Genomic DNA, 17,660 nt, shown 5'->3' on the forward strand with positions numbered 1-17,660 from the left:
TCTTGTGGTATTATTAGAATTTACTTCTATGAACCGTTTAAGTCATGAGCCAACCTACACCTCTTATAACTGATTCTACTATCCAAGCTGCTAAATGGCTTAAAGACGGACAGCTTCTCGCGTATCCCACAGAAAGCGTTTGGGGTATCGGCTGTGACCCTTATGATCAAGTGGCTGTTCAACGTATATTGGATATCAAAAAACGTCCACAAGCTAAAGGCATGATAGTCGTTACTGATAGTGTATCTCGCTTGGCGTCTTTGCTCGCATCTTTAGACGATACTCAGCGCCAGCAGGTTATTGATAGTTGGCAGACAGATGATAGTGAAGGTGAGCTGCGAAATGACCAAGCACATACTTGGTTATTACCAATTCCTCAGCAGCTTGCTGACACTATACCCACTTGGATTACGGGTCAGCATCAGACTATCGCTGTTCGAGTTATCTCGCATCCTATAATCCGTCAGCTTTGCCAGCAGGTAGTTAGTGAACAGAACCCGTTTGGTCTGTTAGTTTCTACAAGCTGCAACCCATCAGGTCAAACACCTGCTAGCACCTTTAAAGCCGCCTATGCTTATTTCGAAGATGAAATTGGTTACTTGCAAGGTGATACGTTGGGTTATACCTTACCTAGCCAGATTCGTGATGCAACGACAGGTTTCGTCGTTCGATAGCTTTCGCTATAAAATTTCTTAAACTTCTCAAATACGATTACTTGTCATACAAAGTGATAGGTATTGCTGCGCCTTATTCATTTGAGCATTCATAAATCAAATATTTTCTAATTTGACTATTTCTCTCCACACACCTTTACCAAAAGTATGTAAAAGTCGTTTTGATAAAAACCACAAAAAAGTAGACGATGGTTACAACAGGCTAGTCTTTGTTGAACGATGAGCAATTCAACAATAAGTCATAGCGGCTATATTTGATGTATATAGGGAGTAGGGTATGAATATTTTAATTAGTGGCGGTTCAGGGTTTTTGGGAAGTGCATTCAGTCGAGAACTAACGGCACGGTATCGCGCGCAAAATAAAAACGTGACGATTACTTGGTTAACTCGTGATGCAAGCCAAGCACATCCCGATGATATCAATATGATGACTTATGACGAGCTTGCGACGTCTGATATGAGCTTTGATATCATACTGAATTTAGCAGGTGCTGGGATTGCTGACTCTCGTTGGAGCGATGAGCGAAAAGAAGAGTTGATGGCGAGCCGTATCAAGCCTACTCAGTCGATATTGGATTTTATCGCACGTGCTAGCACAAAACCTAATTTGCTAGTGAGCGGTTCAGCAATCGGTTGGTATGGTACACAGGGCGACAAGCCACTGACTGAAAACAGCGACTATAAGACGGATTTTGCCCATACATTATGTGATGAATGGGAGCGCTTGGCACTCAAAGCGACTGACTATGATGTGCCTGTGGCTATTGTCAGAACAGGTGTGGTGATTCACCCTGAGGGTGGTATGGTGGCTAAATTACTGCTGCCGTTTAAATTTGGCGTCGGCGGACAGTTGGGTGATGGACAACAGATGATGAGTTGGATTAGCCGTGAGGACTGGGTCAGTGCAGTTATCTTTATTATCGAGCAGCACCTGAAATCTGCAAGCAAAACAGATATCAATCACATCAATAGTTTAACCCAAGACAACACGTCTATTAGTGAAAATACCTTTGAAACTGAAAATAGTGCAGGAAATGATACGACTGCAGTCGTATATAATCTGACCGCTCCAAACCCTGTGACTAACCATACTTTTACCAAAGCACTTGGATCTTGGTTACAGCGTCCTACATTTTTTACTTTACCAGAGTTTATGCTCAAACTGATGTTTGGGGAAATGTCGACATTACTTATCGATGGGCAAAAGGTGCTACCACAAGCGCTATTAGATGCAGGTTATTCGTTCAAACATTCGACACTGCAGCAAGCATTAGAAGATCAGAAATAGGTATATGTCAATTGTTTCATGTGAAACATTAATACTCATTTTTCGATAACCGCTTATTGAACCGTATTTGTGTCTGAGGGCAGTCCATGCGTTATGCGTTTTTCTTCACTATCTTTTTGCTATTACAGTTGTTTAGTTTGGGTACAGTATTAAGCATACAATGGTGGCTCCAGCCTTGGATGACGTCCACATTACAGACAACGATATGGGCTAGTATATTTATTATTACTAATGGTCTACTAGTATTGAGCATAAAAAGAGTATTTGCTAACAGTTATCGCTGGGTTAGTGGTTGGATGCTAGTCATGCATTTTATGATACTGACGGCATTAGCAGTGAGTCTACTCTACGGAGGGTATCTGCTAGTAATTGCTTCATTAGATAGTATGTTGTACCAACCTAATGAAATGGCTATAGGGCTAAGAGTACTAGCGCTATTCCTATTGTTAGCACTATTCAGCTACTCCTTATATAGCGCCTATTCTCCTGTCGTGCGCAAACTGTCTATCAAGATAGATAAACCTTTGGCAAAGCCACTACGTATTGCAGTCGCTAGTGACTTGCATATAGGACGATTATTTGGTGTGAAAGCTATAGATAGATTGCATCAACTTATGGTTCGTTCTGGTGCAGATATGCTACTGATGCCAGGAGATATCATGGATGATAATACAGATGCGTTTAATGACTATCATATGGAGCGGAATTTATCAGAATTGTGCAGTAGTCTGCCACGTGGTGTCTATGCAACGTTGGGCAATCATGACTTATATGGCCATGAGCGGCCTATTAGCGAAGCGCTACAAAATGCAGGTGTACAACTATTGAACGATGAGGTGCTCTGTATCGAGCATGAAGGTCAACCAGTATGGTTGGTTGGCCGTTTTGATAATCATAAACGTCAACGTGTAGCGACTACTAATCTACTTGCGCAAGTAGATACGTCGCAGCCAGTGATATTGTTAGACCATAGACCGAGCGATATAGATAATCACAGTCAATTACCTATAGATTTACAAGTCTCAGGACATACTCACAACGGTCAAGTATTCCCTGCTAACTTCATCGTCAATGCTATCAATCGATTGGGTTATGGCTATGAGCAGATTGGTAAAGGACACTTTGTTGTGTCTTCTGGTTATGGTTTTTGGGGTATTCCTTTTCGGCTAGGGTCGCGTTCAGAGATTTGGTTAATTACGCTCTCTGGCAGTACGAATTAGCTAGATGTAAAACCAGCAGTTAGGTAGCTAGCAGTTTATGCAGCTAACCGCGATTGTGTACCGATAATCTCACGTACAAAGTTACTAAAACTGTGAATGATATTGTTTGTCTCCTGTCCAAGACCTTGGTGAATGCTCATCAAATGAATAAAGCCATGCGGTGCGCCCAGTACCGTATGTGTCTCCACAGCAACGCCATAGCCCTCCAATTGCTTTGCATAAGCAAAAGCCTCGTCACGCAATACATCAAGCTCAGAAGCCACAATGTAAGTTGGGCAAACTTTACTATTATCGCCCAGCATAGGTGAGTTCAATACGTGTAGGCGAGGCAGCAGGCTATTCTCCAAACAAGCAGCATCAAATACTGCTACATCAGCATGGTCTAACAGCAGTTCTTCGCCATATATCTCCCAACTTGGATAATCTGTCTCAATATCAGTGACTGGGTATAAAGGCATTTGAGCTAAGGGGCTGGGTAGTTTCTTTAATAAACTGTACGTCTTCTGTTCATCTATACCTAGATCTGTCCATGCACTTTTGCTCGGCGCTGTCAGTTGCTGCGCCATGAGAGTAGATAGTCCACCCCCTGCGCTATCACCTGCTAAGACGATACGAGAAGGTAATGCTTCTAATTTATCGCAGTGTTCAACCAACCAAGCATATGCGGTGATGCAGTCTTTTAGTGCTGCTGGAGCAGGACATTCAGGTGCTAAGCGGTAATCGACACTAACGACAGACCAACCAGTCTGCTCACAGACTGTATGGCAGAATTCATGATGCGTATCAACGTCACCAATACAGAAACCGCCACCATGAAAGAATAGCATCACCGTTTCGTCAGGGTTATGGATACGTTTTCTTCTGAAACCAGACTTTTTACCACCTGCTTTGTAACAACGAAGCGTCATACCGCCATCATCAGCATTGGCAATCACCTCGTTTTTCCAGCTAACAGATGAGTCACTTCTTTTGGTAAAGGGCGTTATATTACTTAGCATATTGCTATTGGTTTGCTGCCATACCTTAGGTGATTGCATGGCTACCGCATCAGCAGTAAATTTCTCACGTAATTCTGGCATTGACATAAGTTCTAACGGTGTTTTGAGGTAGTTGTTTACTGCAAGGATAAGGCGCAGATGAGCATTAGCATGTAGGTATTGTTTTGAGTTGGGACCTTTCAGGTAACCAATCATGCCCTCTAATATAGGATCTGGTAGGTAGCCTAGACCCTTCATTGCATAATGCAATGTATGCTGCTGGTAATTTGTCACAGGGTTATAGGTGAGTATTTTCTCTTTAACGCTTAGACGTTTTTCTAACCAGTCAAATAACTTTTCATCTTGGTTCGACGGCTTTTTTGACGCTAATTGCAATGTCATCAACGCTTTATTCAGTAAAGTATTGATAGATAAATTTCTTGAATTAGGCATGACAGCTCTCATAAATGATTTTTAGCGTGCATTCGAGTGTAGGCGATACTATTTATGGTAATAATAAGATAGTTAACAAAGCAACAGCGTGTCTTTTGGTAATAGCTTGATTAGTAAGCGTAAAGCACTTGGAATAAATAGCCGCTTTTTGTTCTTTTTGCGAGCGAATATTGAGGTTTATTGGCATAGAAGCAAAATCTTAAATTTACGTTCAAGATAATACTTCACTAATATTTGTCTTAAATGGTAAAAAATCCTTTGCTTTAGGCTTGAAATTTGTCTTCATCACCTTTATCAAGCAGCTATTAGAGCGTATTAAAAAAACAATGAGTCAGAATTATCGAGCATTTAATAATGGCATAGTATGATCCAGCAATTATTCGGTCTACTATGCCGTATCTTAATCTTCATTATTGAAATTCCAAGGAGCTATCATGAGCGAGCAAAACCCGAACCACGAAAATCTTGACCAGAATGTGGCACATGAAAATATTGATCAGAATGACAGTATCTTAGAAGAAACCATGAAAGAGTTTGATCCACAGAATAATTCAGGTGAAGAAGCGACTATCGAAAACGAAATCAACCTTGATACTTTCAAAGCACGTATTGCCGAGCTAGAAGGCGAAGTAAAGCAAGCTAAAGAAGGTACTGCACGCGCTAATGCTGAAGCTTATAATGCGCAAAAACGCATGGAACAAGAAGCGGATAAGAGCAAAAAATTTGCGCTACAGAAGTTTGCTAAAGAATTGTTAGACATCGTTGATAACTTAGAGCGTGCTATCGAAAACGCCGATGCCAACGATCCAGTTGCTGAAGGTGTTCAATTGACGCACAAAGCGTTGGTAGCAGTATTGACCAAGCACGGCGTAGAAGTGGTCGACCCACAAGGCGAAAAATTCAATGCTGACTTCCATGAAGCAGTAGGTATCGATCCAGACGCAGCGGCAGATACGGTTGGTACGGTCTTACAAAAAGGCTATAGCCTAAACGGTCGTCTACTGCGTCCAGCTATGGTTCGTGTTGGTCAGTAATATTTTTAGGGCTAAACCCTACTAATATGAAGGCTTTTCACAAAAAATCACATGAAACACAGTTTTTGCGTGATTATTGCCTTGAAAAATACGACGGGTAAACCGATATATAGCAACAAGTGACCGACTACGGTCTGGATAAATAAGTATTTATTGTTAAAAACAAATTAGGAGCAATTGATTATGGGTAAAGTAATTGGTATTGATTTAGGTACTACTAACTCGTGTGTAGCAGTAATGGAAGGTGACAAAGTTAAAGTTATCGAAAATGCTGAAGGTACTCGTACAACACCATCAATCGTCGCTTATAAAGATGACGAAACACTTGTTGGTCAGTCAGCTAAGCGTCAAGCAGTAACCAACCCAAGTAACACATTGTTTGCGATCAAGCGTTTGATCGGCCGTCGTTTTGATGACAAAGTTGTACAAAAAGATATCGGCATGGTTCCTTACAAAATCGCTAAAGCAGACAACGGCGATGCATGGGTAGAAATCAACGGCAAAAAGCTTGCGCCACCACAGGTTTCTGCTGAAATCTTGAAGAAAATGAAAAAAACAGCAGAAGACTATCTTGGTGAGAGTGTGACTGAAGCAGTTGTAACAGTACCTGCTTACTTCAATGATTCACAGCGTCAAGCAACTAAAGATGCTGGTAAAATCGCTGGTCTTGATGTAAAACGTATTATCAATGAGCCAACTGCTGCTGCACTTGCATACGGTATGGACAAGAAGCAAGGCGATAGCACGGTTGCTGTATATGACTTAGGTGGTGGTACTTTCGATATCTCAATCATCGAAATCGCAGACGTAGACGGCGAGCAACAGTTTGAAGTACTAGCGACTAACGGCGATACTTTCCTAGGTGGTGAAGACTTTGACTCAGCATTGATTGACTTCTTAGTTGCTGAATTCAAAAAAGAGCAAGATGTAAACCTAAAAGGTGACTCTCTTGCGATGCAGCGTCTAAAAGAAGCGGCTGAAAAAGCGAAGATTGAACTATCAAGTGCACAAAGCACTGAAGTGAACTTGCCATACATCACTGCTGATAGCAGTGGTCCTAAGCATTTGGTTGTGACTATCAGCCGCTCGAAACTTGAGAGCCTAACTGAAGACCTAGTACAGCGTACTATGGGTCCTTGTAAGACTGCACTTGAAGATGCTGGTCTAAAAATTGGCGACATCGATGACGTTATCTTAGTTGGTGGTCAGACTCGTATGCCACTAGTACAGCAAAAAGTACAAGATTTCTTCGGTCAAGAGCCACGTAAAGATGTGAACCCTGATGAAGCAGTTGCAGCTGGTGCAGCGATTCAAGGTGCCGTATTGTCTGGCGACAAAACTGACGTATTGCTACTTGATGTAACGCCATTGACGCTAGGCATTGAAACGATGGGTGGTGTTATGACGCCAGTTATCGAGAAAAACACCATGATTCCTACTAAGAAATCACAGGTATTCTCAACTGCTGAAGACAACCAGCCAGCAGTAACGATTCAGGTATATCAAGGCGAGCGTAAAATCGCCAACCAAAACAAAATGCTTGGTCGTTTTGACTTGACGGATATTCCACCAGCACCACGTGGCCTACCGCAAATCGAAGTATCTTTTGACATCAACGCTGATGGCATCATGAACATTTCTGCAACAGATAAAGGTACTGGCAAAGCACAAAGTATCCAGATCAAAGCAGATTCTGGTTTGTCAGACGAAGAAGTCGAACAAATGGTACAAGATGCAGAAGCTAACGCTGCTGAAGATGAGAAGTTCGCTAACCTAGCGCAAGTTCGTAACGAAGCAGATGGTCGTATTCATGCTGTACAAAAAGCACTAAAAGAAGCAGAAGATAAAGTAACTGATGAAGAAAAATCAACAGTAGAATCTGCTGTCACTGAGCTTGAAGCAGCAGCGAAAGAAGATGACCATGATGAGATCAAAGCTAAGCTTGAAGCATTGGACAATGCATTCTTGCCAATCAGCCAAAAAATATACGCTGATAGCGGCGCTGGTGCAGAAGGTATGGACCCAAGCCAGTTCCAACAAGGTGCTGAGGGTGCAGCTGATAACAACCAAGCAGATGACGACGTCGTTGATGCTGAGTTTACTGAAGTAGACGAAGACAAGAAATAATACGGCTACTAACCGGTTAAATTAAAAAACGCATCCCTCGGGGTGCGTTTTTTTATGGCTGTTATTTTCTATTTTGCGTTTAGGGTTTAAACGCACTCACTGTGAGCACTTCATAAGTTAAATTAACCACGAGCTGTCCTGTTTCGTCCTCTTCTGAAAAATGTTGCCAATAGTCTGACTCAAATTGCTGTAGACGAGATTTTGTCCATATGAAGGTTTGAGTATCGTCTGACCTGACTTGTGTTTGATTGGTCGATACGCCAGTGAGTTTCATATGTTTTAGGACAGCATAAGGGGACAGAAATGGTAAATCATAGCGTTGAATTGAGAGTTCGACATCTTCAAAGTCGGCACTATCTAATGCCAATTGCCATTCATCAATATCTGGATAGTAAAGCCCTTGACCAGTGAGAGTCTTGATTTGCAAAAAGTTGTTTGGTGTAAAAGTGCTAAAGACTAGCTGTCCTCCAGATTGTAGACGCTGTGCCGAATGCGTGACGAAACTCAATGGATTGTCAAACCATTGCACCGCATTAGCACTGACTATCAAGCTATGATTTTCTGCTAAATTTATGGTTTCAGCATCGCCAATAATGACTCTCGCAGTAGGTAGTATTGATTGCAATGTCGCAGTCTGTTCTCTACATAACTCATTAATAAGCCAATACTGGCTTTGGATATTATCAGCGAGTAATTGCGTCATTTGCCCTGTGCCTGCACCCACTTCTAACACATTGCTCTGTTCGGTATGAGCAATGTTTTCTAGTAAGTATTGACAAACGGTCTGCTGAATATTGGCATGCTGATCATAGTCGCTTGCATTAGCAAAGTGGCGAGCGATGGCTTGTTTTCTAACACTGAGATCATTAGGGGTGTCGAGTGTTGTCATAGGCTTTATGATATCCAAGTGAGCCAGTTATCTACCAATAGTAGAAACAATGTTTGCGTTAAACGAGACGCTACAGCTGCTGTATCAACCGCTCGCAGTCTTCATTAGTCAAGTTGGCATTCATAACTAAGCGAATGCGAGCAGTATTTGCGGGTACAGTAGGCGGCCTGATAGGGAGCGCGTAAAATCCAGCGGCTTGCAACTGTTGTGCTTTGGCAAGCGTACTTGCGTTATCACCTAATATATAAGGCACGATAGGCGATGCGTAGTGTACCTCTTGCAAGGACGGTAACACACGATGCCGTGGATCAATGGCTTGACTAAGTGTAGTAGACAACTGTGCTAGATGCGCACGTTCGTTAGTTAAGGTCGGCATTTTTGCTAATATAAATCGCGTCCAAGCGTGATTTATTGGAGGAAGTGCAGTACTAAAGATCAGTGGACGCATGGCATTGATCAGCCATTGTTTGACAACTTCATCACACATTATATAAGCACCTATTGAAGCAAATGCTTTACCAAAAGTTCCCACCAAATAATCAATATCGGCCAAGGTAAGCGTTTCTTCCGCCAATCCTAGACCTGTCTCGCCAAGCACTCCAACAGCATGAGCTTCATCAATATACAGCTCAATACGATCATCTTTGGCTTTTAGTTGTACGAGTTGAGGCAAGTCAGCACGGTCACCATCCATACTAAATACACTCTCGGTGACAATAATGATGCGTTCAACCGTCTCGTCTGCTTGTTCGATGAATTTGGCCAAATGCTCGTAATCGTTATGACGGTAACGACGATAGGTGACAAGCTTGTTCTGGCTTAGACGCATCCCATCAATAATACTGGCATGAACTAGCTTGTCCGCCAAAATAAGCGTCTTGGCTGGCAAAGCTGTCAATGCTGGCAAGATACCTAGGTTGGCATGATAGCCACTGTTCAACACCAACACAGATTTTGAGTCGATTAAATTCTGTTTTTCTATTGCACTTTGATACCAGTCTTGCAGTTCCTCTTCTAAGGCTTGTAACTGTATATCATTGCCTGTAAGTAGGCGCGAGGAGGTGGCACTCATTTTGGGAGTATGTGTAGCAGGTAACTGTCTTACTTGAGCAAGGAACTCAGCTTGCAACTCAGTATCACCACCCAAGCCAAGATAGTCGTTACTCGCGATATTAAGTAAAGCTTTGCCTTTACTAATCACGTAACGTCCATTATGTTGCAAATCTGGTAGTTGACGATACTGTTGCTTTGTTTTTATATCGCCAAGTACGGTTTGCAAACGCTCAGTAATAGAATTTTGCATTTTTTCTCTCTAATTATCGTTATAACGGTCGTATTTAGATGACTTGCCTAGTAAGAAAACTGTGAAATGAGTACGGATTATTGCATAAATTGGGTGGATGTAACAAAAGGTTTCATATCTAAGCCTTTGTAACCCACACGCTGATAAACGCTTTCAAATCTTAACTCTCGTACCATTAAACACTGACAGAGTGTCTGAAATAGTTTGTTACTATGTATTCATCGTTAGCAGACAAGGCGATAGGGCCACAAGGCCAATATAAATAAATAACTTGTCTGTCCAAATTTCTGTCAAGGAGCTAATTATGAAAACTCTACAAAAAACAATACTTGCACTAGCAACTGGTTCTTTATTGACTGTAGGTGCACAAGCTGCCGTTGGTTATGGTAATGGCTATACAGGTCAACCGTACGTTGGTGCTAAAGTTGGTCAATTCGATCTAGATGTCGATGGTGCTGATGACCCAACTGCATATGGTGTAACTGCTGGTTATAACTTTGATCCTAACTTCGGTATCGAAGCTGAGTATGTAGGTTCAGATGATGCTGACTATAGAGGCGGCGACATTGATGCTAAATCGTATGGCGCTTATGGTACTTACCGTTACGCATTTCCAAACAGCGGTCTATATGCTAAAGGTAAGTTAGGTGTTGCAAAAACTGAAATCGAAGCTAGCGATACCAACTTTGCCGGTGCTTCTGATTTTTCAGACGATGATACCAACATCGCTGGTGGTGTAGGTCTAGGTTACGCAGTAAACTCTGACTTCAGCGTAGAAGCTGAATATGACATGCTAGGTGATGATGTAGATCTTATGACTGTTGGCGCACAGTTAAAATTCTAATTTTTTAGAAAAAAGTTAGTTAGCTAGATAGCTATGATAAAGAAACGATCACTTTAAGTGGTCGTTTTTTTGTGTTTGGAGATTATGGTAACGTTTCTAACTTAGCAAGTTTTCAATACCTAACAAACAATATACCATCACTGTTAAAGCATTGTTATCCTTAAAAATGTGCTACATTAAAAACAGGAATGCTAAAGATAGGAATGGTGGCAAGGATGGAGATACTTTGGATGATTGAGCCTTGGCATTGGTTGGTATTGGGCTTTTCATTACTAATCGTTGAGATGTTCGTACCGACGTTTGCTAGCTTGTGGTTTGGCGTAGCCGCTGTAGTCATTGCCGCCTTAGCGTGGTTGCTTCCTATACCATTATTATTTCAAGTACTGATTTGGCTGACGCTTTCGGTTTTGTTTATGTTTGCTTGGGTTAAATATATCAAGCCACTGTCTATGAACCGAAAAAAGACGGCGCAAAACAGTAATTTGGTCATTGGTGAGACAGGTATGATCGTGGTTAAGCCACAAAAAGGTATCCCTGGTATGGTACGCTTTAACGTGCCCATTTGGGGGGCAGATGAATGGTCATGCCGAACAGCAGGCGTAAATGTCGAGATGGGCGATCGTGTGGTTGTCTTAAAGGTAGTCGGTGATGAGCTAGTAGTTGCGCCTACGCAGCGCCTCCAAGCCCCCAAAACCGTACGTCCAAATATTACACCGACAGTCAACAGCCAAGCACCTGCACATAATCAAGTGCCTGCAAATAACCAAATGTCTGCCGAAAAATCTAACGGGAATAAACTGAGTTTGCACAAACCTGATCCCACAGAGACAGGCACTGGAAAATGATGCGTATGATATACCGAATATTTTTAAATCAAGATAAAAAAGGACATAAATCACGTCGCTGGCAAACAAGGCGAGGATCAAGGAGAGTCTTATGAGTAGCATCTTAAATATTTTAAATGGCGGCGGTATCGTGATGCTAATATTAGCAGCATTGGTGGTTTTTACTGTCTTTAAAAGCGTGTGCATTGTCCCGCAAGGGTACAAGTGGGTCGTGCAGCGTCTGGGTAAATATCAACAAACTCTAGAGCCTGGCTTCAGCCTTATTATTCCTTTTGTGGATAGAATCGCCTATAAAGTTACTACCAAAGACATCGTACTAGATATCCCATCGCAAGAGGTTATTACCCGCGATAACGTGGTCATCATCGCTAATGCTGTCGCTTATATCAACATCATACGTCCAGACAAAGCAGTTTACGGGATTGAAGATTATGAGCATGGTATCCGTAATCTAGTACAAACATCATTGCGTTCGATTATTGGTGAGATGGACCTTGATAATGCTTTATCGAGTCGTGATGAGATCAAGACATTACTCAAACAAGCAATTTCAGAAGACATCGCAGATTGGGGTATTACGCTAAAGACGGTAGAAATTCAAGATATTAACCCATCGCAAACCATGCAAGCCTCTATGGAAGAGCAAGCAGCAGCAGAGCGTTTACGTCGAGCGACGGTCACCCGTGCTGACGGTCAGAAACAAGCGGCTATATTGGAAGCAGATGGACGTCTTGAAGCGTCACGCCGCGATGCTGAAGCGCAGGTAGTACTGGCCAGAGGTTCAGAGGAGTCGATCCGTCTTATTACAGCATCGATGGGAGATGAAGAGATGCCCATTGTCTACTTACTTGGAGAGCAGTACATCAAGTCTATTCGCCAACTGGCGGAGTCTGACAACTCAAAAATGGTGGTGTTGCCAGCAGATATCTTAAGTACTGTGAAAGGTATGGTAGGTGATAAATTTAAAGTTTAAAAAATCATCGTAATATTAAAAAAGACCTCAAGTGAGGTCTTTTTTTTACCTAATGATTAAACTAAAAGCTCTCTAGTTTAGATAACTTTTGAAAAGCGGTTTTTATGTTTCTTTTCTAAGTATTCATCAAACACCATGGCGACATTGCGACCCAGCAAGCGACCTCTAGGTAAGACTCGGATACCTGCTGCATCCATATCGATTAGTCTATCGTCTTGCATAGTGCCTAACTGCTGGATCTCATCAATAAAATATGTGATGGCATCGATACCAAATTTTTGATTCACATCTTTGAAGTCGAGATAATCATGACACAGTAGGTTCATGATGATATATTCACGCAAGCGGTCTTTGATAGAGGTTTTAATGTACTTGACCGCTGGCATGACAGTCGGGTTGATTTTCGCCATGTTAATTTTGGCCTGATAGTCCTGTAGATCAGTATCATTTTGCAAAATATAGCGGGTATTGGCATTGGTAATCTGACTAATGGAAGAAACACCAAAGCCCAATAAATCACAGTCACCCATGATGGTGTAGCCTTGAAAATTACGATGTAATTTACCTTCGCGCTGTGCAATAGCCAACTCGTCATCAGGTTTGGCAAAGTGGTCAATACCGATATATTGATAGCCAGCTTCAGTTAGCGTGTTGACAGTACTGCCAAGCATCGTAAGTTTGGCAGCTGGACTAGGTAGGTCTTCATCTTTTATCTGACGCTGCGCTTTAAATCGCTCAGGCAGATGCGCGTAGTTAAAAACAGACAAGCGATCTGGTGACATCTCTATGATACGATTGACGGTTTTGTTCAAAGTATCAGGGGTTTGATGTGGCAAACCATAAATTAAATCGATGTTAATAGAATGAAAACCAAGCTCACGTGCTTCTGTTAAAACATTCTCAATAAGCTCTGCTGAGTGCACACGATTAACGGCGATTTGCACCGTTTCATCTAAATCTTGTACGCCCAAACTAATACGATTAAAGCCAAGGTTACGCAATATCTTTAGGGTGTTGTCACTCAGTTCACGAGGGTCAATTTCGATAGAGTAATCACCTTCATCTTCTGGCAAAAACTCAAACTGAGTCTGCAAAAACTCCCACAACTGTACCATCTCTTCATCACGCAAAAACGTTGGCGTACCACCGCCCAAATGTAGCTGTTTGACCAATGGTTTGTCGCTGCCTTCTGGCACAGACAGTAAACGGCGTTTATGGGTGATTTCAGCGATTAAATACTGCAGATAGTCACCAGAGTCGCTATTTTTTTTGGTAATAATTTTATTACAAGCACAGTAGTAGCAAAGGTGGCGGCAGAATGGGATATGAAAATATAGCGACAAGGGCGCGCGCGCTTCACGATTCTGTAAGATTTTTGCTTCAAGGTTGACAGTCTCAAGACTACTTGTTTCAAGACTATCCGGTATGGGGGTAAACTCTAGAGCAGTCGGATAAGAGGTATAACGCGGTCCCGAGCGATTGTACTTATTGATAATTGCCTCATCAAAAGCTGGTAACTGCTTACTAGTAATGTTGCCACGTGTACTGGCATAAGGGTTGTCAGGCTGCGTAACAGGGCGCACAGTTGTAGGAGCCTCATCCGCACGGTTGTAGGGCTGCTGAGTGTTCTGTTCTGGATAGTCTGTCATGCGGCATTCCTCGTTTTGACTCTAGTTACTACTGGTTTATATATTATCAATGATTTCGAATTTGGTATTCGTTTTCGCTTTCGCTTGAATCAATGATTAGTAATAAGATTTGAATACATCATCGGCAGCAGTATATATTGCTAAATATATAGTAGCTAGTATAGCAAATCCTTGCTGATAGTGTGGTGGTCGGTGAGTATTCTTAAACATTAAAGTAGAGCTTTATTTACACATCAAAACCTCAAAACGACGCTGAGGTTTGATGGTTCTTCTATACTGGCAATAAAATACGACGTTTGCGCGTTGATAAATAATACTTTATTATCAATGACACTCTGTATTAGGAAGATACTGATGTCATTTGCCCAAGTCTATACCCGTTCGGTGGTCGGCCTACATGCACCTAAGGTCATCATTGAAGTGCATCTATCGCAAGGATTGCCTGCACTGACTATCGTTGGGCTACCTGAGGCCGCCGTGCGTGAAAGTAAAGACAGGGTGCGTTCTGCCATTCTTAATTCAGGTTTCCAGTTTCCCAATCGCCGCCTCACAATTAACCTAGCCCCTGCTGATTTACCTAAAGATGGTGCGCGTCTAGACTTACCAATTGCTATCGGCATACTGTCAGCAAGCGGACAGCTTGAGCCAGAGGTGCTATCAGGGTTTGAATTTATTGGCGAGTTAGCACTCAATGGTCAATTGCGACAAGTAACTGGTAGTTTGGCAGTTGCACGAGCGATTAAAGCTGAAAAATTAACATTAGCATTGTCGAAAGTAGTAGCCGCGAGTGAGCAAAAGCAAAGTAATTTAGATACTCCGTCACAGACAACACCCCAACTGATCGTACCGATTGATAATGGCCGTGAGGCCAGCCGCGTTGATGGCGTAACGATACTAGCTGCACAGAGTCTAAAAGCAGTTTGTGACCATCTGCAGTCGCTCGTTGATCCAAGCGCAAGCTATGAAAGTTTGTCAGTGGTACAGCCAAGCCCTGCAACGCCACATATCGGTTATCAAGTGGACTTAGCGGATGTTAAAGGACAGCACCATGCTCGGCGTGCGTTAGAGATTGCCGCCGCTGGTGGTCACTCATTGTTATTTACAGGGCCACCAGGCTCTGGAAAGACGCTAATGGCATCACGACTACCAACGATATTGCCAGACTTGAGTGATGAGGATGCGCTAGAAGTTGCCAGTACCTATTCGGTGGCAGACAGCGATTATGACTATGGGACGCGGCCGTTTAGGCAAGTACATCATACGATATCAGCTGTAGCATTAGTCGGTGGTGGCTCACGACCGAAACCGGGTGAGATTACGCTTGCCAATAAAGGCGTGTTATTCCTTGATGAGTTACCAGAATTTGATCGGAGTGTGCTGGAAGTATTGCGTCAGCCATTAGAAGCCAAACAAATTACTATTAGTCGTGCTAACTCTCAAATGACCTTCCCAGCGAATTTTCAACTGGTCGCCGCGATGAATCCTTGTCCATGTGGCTATGACGGCGATACATCAGGACGATGTCGTTGCCGACCTGAGCAAATCAAACGTTATCAAGACAAATTATCTGGACCTCTCTTAGATCGTATCGACTTGCATATTACCGTACCTGCATTACCGATTGCTGATTTGCAAAACAGTCAGGTAGGTGAAACGTCAGAACAAGTACGCGCTCGCGTAGTCGTTGCGCATCAGCATCAAATGCAGCGCCAGCAAAAGGTTAATAATGAGCTTAGCCCTAGCGAAATTGATGAATATATCCAGCTAGGCGACAATGAAAAGCAGTTGTTACAACTTGCTCAGCAGCGTTTGAATTTGTCTGCGCGTGGCTATCACAGAGTATTGCGGGTTGCGCGTACAATCGCAGATTTGGCCAACAGTACCGATATCAAAAGCGCTCATGTATCTGAGGCGCTGAGCTATCGCAGTAAAGCATAGCCTTTGTTTGAGCAGTTTGCATCATGATGATTCGATAGATTGTTTATAGATTAGACTCTATTTTTCATAATCCAATCAACCAAGTCAGTGAAGTGATCAAATGCTTCAGTTGGGTTTAATTCGCGAATATCTTGCCCGTAGTTATAACCATAAGACAAACCGAGCGTGTCCATGTTAGCGTTTTGACCAGCCAACATATCGTTTCTAGAATCTCCAATCATAACCGCCTGCTCGACACTAAAGTTAAGAGCCTCACAGACGTGTAGCAAGGGCGTAGGATCTGGTTTTTTGAAAGGTAAACTGTCACCGCCCATTACCTCACTAAATAAATCTTGCCAGCCAAATGACTGCAATATCTTCGGTACAAATCGAATAGGTTTATTGGTGACTAAGGCGAGTGTATAGCCAGCTTCGTGCAACTTTTTGAGTCCTTCATCGACATCTGGGTAGGCAACCGTTTTGCTCCCACTGAGATTCTTATAAGCTTCAAAAAATACTTGCTCTGCGTGATCGGCTTCCTCGACCGTTTGCTCGCCGTCTGCTACTTCTACTTTGCCAACCAAGGCACGCTCCACGAGCAAGCGTGAACCATTGCCTATCCAGTTGCGTATCGTTTCGATAGGGTAGGTGTCTTTTCCCAATGTGGTTAGCATGACGTTGGTTGCGTCGGCTAGATCGGGTACGCTATCAATGAGCGTTCCGTCAAAATCAAAAATTAAAAGCTGCTTATTCATTGTTCCTCACTATTGGAAATCGTTATATTTATTATGTTGAGCATACCTTAGCACAGTAGCGTTTTAAGACCAGTCAATTTAGTTATCTGTTGTGCTTAGTGTTCTGAGTACTAGCAATTATTCGACATCTTTGTAGCGTTCACGATGCTCTTTTTTCATTCTTAGATAATCTTCGTTCTCTCGGCACTCGTCCCATTTAACTTTAAAAATTCGTGCAGATTCTGCTTTGACTGGGTCTTCCTCTTGTCGTGGCAACTCTTCGCGACCATGTGCACCGCTTTGACCTTTTTTATCATCAGGTACCGCGCCTTTGTATTTTTTGCCGCCTTTATGATTGGCATAGCGACGAGCCCGGGTATAGCCCATTTGAATAAACTTGCGCGCCATATCTGCACCAACGAAGTCATTGTCAGCCAAGTAATCTAAAAACATTTGATAGATAGCCTCGCTGCTCTCTGTGGCGATATCAGGAGTCGCAAAACGCCAATGGGGTAAAATCTCAGACTTATAAGGCTCTACCAGTAATACGCCTTGCTCACCGCGACCGACACGGTACAACTCAGGCTGAGCGCGCAAATCTAAATGTTTATAATCCAAGTCGTAATCAAACTCTCTCATATCCATGACCTATTGTTTTTATCTACTCACATATGGTTATTGAGTATACTGAGCCAAGCTGTTTAGAAAACAGGATAGAAATGTTATACAACCG

15 protein-coding genes are annotated in these 17,660 nt (G+C 42.6%); 9 read left to right on the forward strand and 6 right to left on the reverse strand.

Translation table 11 applies throughout. From position 1 onward, the window contains the following. The first annotated feature begins 44 nt into the window (after window positions 1-44). The 3 genes from ACT3QR_RS03835 (at window position 45) to ACT3QR_RS03845 (ending at window position 3,182) form a co-directional block, all read left to right on the forward strand. Window positions 45-674, forward strand: coding sequence for an L-threonylcarbamoyladenylate synthase (locus ACT3QR_RS03835; RefSeq protein ID WP_444520063.1), 630 nt, complete (start codon window positions 45-47; stop codon window positions 672-674). Between the two features lie 277 nt (window positions 675-951). Further along, entirely contained in the window at window positions 952-1,962 is a 1,011-nt protein-coding gene (locus ACT3QR_RS03840) for a TIGR01777 family oxidoreductase (protein ID WP_444520064.1), read from the forward strand. A gap of 86 nt (window positions 1,963-2,048) precedes the next feature. Continuing rightward, window positions 2,049-3,182, forward strand: a complete 1,134-nt coding sequence (locus tag ACT3QR_RS03845) for a metallophosphoesterase (protein ID WP_444520065.1) — start codon at window positions 2,049-2,051, stop codon at window positions 3,180-3,182. A gap of 35 nt (window positions 3,183-3,217) precedes the next feature. Here ACT3QR_RS03845 and ACT3QR_RS03850 read toward each other — a convergent pair whose 3' ends face one another. Continuing rightward, a complete protein-coding gene (locus ACT3QR_RS03850) occupies window positions 3,218-4,612 on the reverse strand; it encodes an alpha/beta hydrolase (RefSeq protein ID WP_444520066.1) in 1,395 nt (464 codons plus the stop codon). 434 nt (window positions 4,613-5,046) lie between these two features. Here ACT3QR_RS03850 and grpE point away from each other — a divergent pair, with 434 nt between their 5' ends. After that, the gene (gene grpE / locus ACT3QR_RS03855; RefSeq protein WP_444520067.1) at window positions 5,047-5,646 is read left to right on the forward strand and encodes a nucleotide exchange factor GrpE; all 600 of its coding nucleotides are present in this window, start codon (window positions 5,047-5,049) and stop codon (window positions 5,644-5,646) included. 183 nt (window positions 5,647-5,829) lie between these two features. Continuing rightward, window positions 5,830-7,773: a molecular chaperone DnaK gene (gene dnaK / locus ACT3QR_RS03860; RefSeq protein WP_444520068.1), complete on the forward strand. Its 1,944-nt coding sequence runs from the start codon at window positions 5,830-5,832 to the stop codon at window positions 7,771-7,773. A gap of 79 nt (window positions 7,774-7,852) precedes the next feature. Here dnaK and ACT3QR_RS03865 read toward each other — a convergent pair whose 3' ends face one another. Together ACT3QR_RS03865 and ACT3QR_RS03870 are read right to left on the reverse strand one after the other, a co-directional pair. Beyond that, window positions 7,853-8,662, reverse strand: coding sequence for a methyltransferase domain-containing protein (locus ACT3QR_RS03865; protein ID WP_444520069.1), 810 nt, complete (start codon window positions 8,660-8,662; stop codon window positions 7,853-7,855). A 70-nt stretch (window positions 8,663-8,732) separates the two neighbouring features. Then, window positions 8,733-9,965 (reverse strand): 8-amino-7-oxononanoate synthase, encoded by a 1,233-nt coding sequence (locus ACT3QR_RS03870; RefSeq protein ID WP_444520070.1) that lies wholly within the window; start codon window positions 9,963-9,965, stop codon window positions 8,733-8,735. Window positions 9,966-10,269: 304 nt separating this feature from the next. Here ACT3QR_RS03870 and ACT3QR_RS03875 point away from each other — a divergent pair, with 304 nt between their 5' ends. The 3 genes from ACT3QR_RS03875 (at window position 10,270) to ACT3QR_RS03885 (ending at window position 12,627) form a co-directional block, all read left to right on the forward strand. Continuing rightward, window positions 10,270-10,809, forward strand: a complete 540-nt coding sequence (locus tag ACT3QR_RS03875; protein ID WP_444520071.1) for a porin family protein — start codon at window positions 10,270-10,272, stop codon at window positions 10,807-10,809. Window positions 10,810-11,039: 230 nt separating this feature from the next. After that, window positions 11,040-11,654 (forward strand): NfeD family protein, encoded by a 615-nt coding sequence (locus tag ACT3QR_RS03880; RefSeq protein ID WP_444520072.1) that lies wholly within the window; start codon window positions 11,040-11,042, stop codon window positions 11,652-11,654. Between the two features lie 91 nt (window positions 11,655-11,745). Beyond that, window positions 11,746-12,627, forward strand: coding sequence for an SPFH domain-containing protein (locus tag ACT3QR_RS03885; protein ID WP_444520073.1), 882 nt, complete (start codon window positions 11,746-11,748; stop codon window positions 12,625-12,627). 77 nt (window positions 12,628-12,704) lie between these two features. On the opposite strand, the gene hemN is transcribed toward ACT3QR_RS03885, so the two are convergent. Further along, the gene (gene hemN / locus ACT3QR_RS03890) at window positions 12,705-14,276 is read right to left on the reverse strand and encodes an oxygen-independent coproporphyrinogen III oxidase (RefSeq protein WP_444520074.1); all 1,572 of its coding nucleotides are present in this window, start codon (window positions 14,274-14,276) and stop codon (window positions 12,705-12,707) included. A gap of 354 nt (window positions 14,277-14,630) precedes the next feature. Between hemN and ACT3QR_RS03895 the strand changes: the two genes are divergently transcribed. Continuing rightward, complete coding sequence (locus tag ACT3QR_RS03895; RefSeq protein ID WP_444520075.1) at window positions 14,631-16,214, forward strand: YifB family Mg chelatase-like AAA ATPase; 1,584 nt, start codon at window positions 14,631-14,633, stop codon at window positions 16,212-16,214. Between the two features lie 50 nt (window positions 16,215-16,264). Here ACT3QR_RS03895 and ACT3QR_RS03900 read toward each other — a convergent pair whose 3' ends face one another. Together ACT3QR_RS03900 and ACT3QR_RS03905 are read right to left on the reverse strand one after the other, a co-directional pair. After that, complete coding sequence (locus tag ACT3QR_RS03900; protein ID WP_444520076.1) at window positions 16,265-16,948, reverse strand: phosphoglycolate phosphatase; 684 nt, start codon at window positions 16,946-16,948, stop codon at window positions 16,265-16,267. A gap of 117 nt (window positions 16,949-17,065) precedes the next feature. Then, a complete protein-coding gene (locus ACT3QR_RS03905; protein ID WP_444520077.1) occupies window positions 17,066-17,566 on the reverse strand; it encodes a DUF4385 domain-containing protein in 501 nt (166 codons plus the stop codon). Window positions 17,567-17,660 lie beyond the last annotated feature (94 nt).

Source organism: Psychrobacter sp. AOP7-B1-25, from assembly GCF_052376195.1.
Lineage (GTDB): Bacteria > Pseudomonadota > Gammaproteobacteria > Pseudomonadales > Moraxellaceae > Psychrobacter.

What these genes read in the sequence shown, in the direction of transcription:
- ACT3QR_RS03835 (WP_444520063.1), top strand. Translation starts at nt 45, where the DNA reads ATGAGCCAACCTACACCTCTTATAACTGATTCTACTATCCAAGCTGCT.
- ACT3QR_RS03840 (WP_444520064.1), top strand. Translation starts at nt 952, where the DNA reads ATGAATATTTTAATTAGTGGCGGTTCAGGGTTTTTGGGAAGTGCATTC.
- ACT3QR_RS03845 (WP_444520065.1), top strand. Translation starts at nt 2,049, where the DNA reads ATGCGTTATGCGTTTTTCTTCACTATCTTTTTGCTATTACAGTTGTTT.
- ACT3QR_RS03850 (WP_444520066.1), bottom strand. Translation starts at nt 4,612, where the DNA reads ATGCCTAATTCAAGAAATTTATCTATCAATACTTTACTGAATAAAGCG.
- grpE (WP_444520067.1), top strand. Translation starts at nt 5,047, where the DNA reads ATGAGCGAGCAAAACCCGAACCACGAAAATCTTGACCAGAATGTGGCA.
- dnaK (WP_444520068.1), top strand. Translation starts at nt 5,830, where the DNA reads ATGGGTAAAGTAATTGGTATTGATTTAGGTACTACTAACTCGTGTGTA.
- ACT3QR_RS03865 (WP_444520069.1), bottom strand. Translation starts at nt 8,662, where the DNA reads ATGACAACACTCGACACCCCTAATGATCTCAGTGTTAGAAAACAAGCC.
- ACT3QR_RS03870 (WP_444520070.1), bottom strand. Translation starts at nt 9,965, where the DNA reads ATGCAAAATTCTATTACTGAGCGTTTGCAAACCGTACTTGGCGATATA.
- ACT3QR_RS03875 (WP_444520071.1), top strand. Translation starts at nt 10,270, where the DNA reads ATGAAAACTCTACAAAAAACAATACTTGCACTAGCAACTGGTTCTTTA.
- ACT3QR_RS03880 (WP_444520072.1), top strand. Translation starts at nt 11,040, where the DNA reads ATGATTGAGCCTTGGCATTGGTTGGTATTGGGCTTTTCATTACTAATC.
- ACT3QR_RS03885 (WP_444520073.1), top strand. Translation starts at nt 11,746, where the DNA reads ATGAGTAGCATCTTAAATATTTTAAATGGCGGCGGTATCGTGATGCTA.
- hemN (WP_444520074.1), bottom strand. Translation starts at nt 14,276, where the DNA reads ATGACAGACTATCCAGAACAGAACACTCAGCAGCCCTACAACCGTGCG.
- ACT3QR_RS03895 (WP_444520075.1), top strand. Translation starts at nt 14,631, where the DNA reads ATGTCATTTGCCCAAGTCTATACCCGTTCGGTGGTCGGCCTACATGCA.
- ACT3QR_RS03900 (WP_444520076.1), bottom strand. Translation starts at nt 16,948, where the DNA reads ATGAATAAGCAGCTTTTAATTTTTGATTTTGACGGAACGCTCATTGAT.
- ACT3QR_RS03905 (WP_444520077.1), bottom strand. Translation starts at nt 17,566, where the DNA reads ATGAGAGAGTTTGATTACGACTTGGATTATAAACATTTAGATTTGCGC.